Source organism: Cryobacterium sp. TMT1-2-2 (assembly GCF_004403505.1).
Lineage (GTDB): Bacteria > Actinomycetota > Actinomycetes > Actinomycetales > Microbacteriaceae > Cryobacterium > Cryobacterium flavum.
In genome coordinates this window covers 1-1,749 of the sequence record NZ_SOGS01000018.1, presented here as the reverse complement: position 1 = coordinate 1,749, position 1,749 = coordinate 1, and the positions used below count along the sequence as shown (strand labels likewise).

The window sequence follows — 1,749 nt, the reverse complement described above, 5'->3', positions numbered from 1 at the left end:
GCACATGCTCCTTAGAAAGGAGGTGATCCAGCCGCACCTTCCGGTACGGCTACCTTGTTACGACTTAGTCCTAATCACCGATCCCACCTTCGACAGCTCCGTCCCTTACGGGTTCGGCCACTGGCTTCGGGTGTTACCGACTTTCATGACTTGACGGGCGGTGTGTACAAGGCCCGGGAACGTATTCACCGCAGCGTTGCTGATCTGCGATTACTAGCGACTCCGACTTCATGAGGTCGAGTTGCAGACCTCAATCCGAACTGAGACCGGCTTTTTGGGATTCGCTCCACCTTGCGGTATCGCAGCCCTTTGTACCGGCCATTGTAGCATGCGTGAAGCCCAAGACATAAGGGGCATGATGATTTGACGTCATCCCCACCTTCCTCCGAGTTGACCCCGGCAGTATCCCATGAGTTCCCACCATTACGTGCTGGCAACATAGGACGAGGGTTGCGCTCGTTGCGGGACTTAACCCAACATCTCACGACACGAGCTGACGACAACCATGCACCACCTGTATACCGACCTTGCGGGGCACCTGTTTCCAGGCGTTACCGGTATATGTCAAGCCTTGGTAAGGTTCTTCGCGTTGCATCGAATTAATCCGCATGCTCCGCCGCTTGTGCGGGCCCCCGTCAATTCCTTTGAGTTTTAGCCTTGCGGCCGTACTCCCCAGGCGGGGAACTTAATGCGTTAGCTGCGACACGGAGACCGTGGAATGGTCCCCACATCTAGTTCCCAACGTTTACGGCATGGACTACCAGGGTATCTAATCCTGTTCGCTCCCCATGCTTTCGCTCCTCAGCGTCAGTTACGGCCCAGAGATCTGCCTTCGCCATTGGTGTTCCTCCTGATATCTGCGCATTCCACCGCTACACCAGGAATTCCAATCTCCCCTACCGCACTCTAGTCTGCCCGTACCCACTGCAGGCCCGAGGTTGAGCCTCGGGTTTTCACAGCAGACGCGACAAACCGCCTACGAGCTCTTTACGCCCAATAATTCCGGACAACGCTTGCACCCTACGTATTACCGCGGCTGCTGGCACGTAGTTAGCCGGTGCTTTTTCTGCAGGTACCGTCACTCCCAGGAAAACCCAGTCGCTTCTTCCCTACTAAAAGAGGTTTACAACCCGAAGGCCGTCGTCCCTCACGCGGCGTTGCTGCATCAGGCTTGCGCCCATTGTGCAATATTCCCCACTGCTGCCTCCCGTAGGAGTCTGGGCCGTGTCTCAGTCCCAGTGTGGCCGGTCACCCTCTCAGGCCGGCTACCCGTCGTCGCCTTGGTGAGCCATTACCTCACCAACTAGCTGATAGGCCGCGAGCTCATCCTTGACCAAAATTCTTTCCACCCCAGAAGATGCCTTCCAAGGTAATATCCGGTATTAGCTACAGTTTCCCGCAGTTATCCCAGAGTCAAGGGCAGATTGCTCACGTGTTACTCACCCGTTCGCCACTGATCCAAGGAGCAAGCTCCTCTTCACCGTTCGACTTGCATGTGTTAAGCACGCCGCCAGCGTTCGTCCTGAGCCAGGATCAAACTCTCCGTAAATGTTTGAATAGCTCCCAAACCCGAAAGTTCAGTGCCCATCTAGTGCACCCCACAGCCGGAATAGGCCAAGAAGATGCAAGTTTGAAACTGACAAGAACAAATCATTACTGACTTGCTTTGTTTAGTTGCCCAACCGAAGTCAGGACTTGTTCAATATTATTTCCAAAGGAATCTCCCGGCTGCAACCCGCTAGAAACGGG

1 rRNA gene is annotated in these 1,749 nt (G+C 54.9%); it reads right to left on the bottom strand.

From position 1 onward, the window contains the following. Positions 1–15: 15 nt before the first annotated feature. A 16S ribosomal RNA gene (locus tag E3T35_RS12775) occupies positions 16–1,549 on the bottom strand. Between the last annotated feature and the right edge of the window lie 200 nt (positions 1,550–1,749).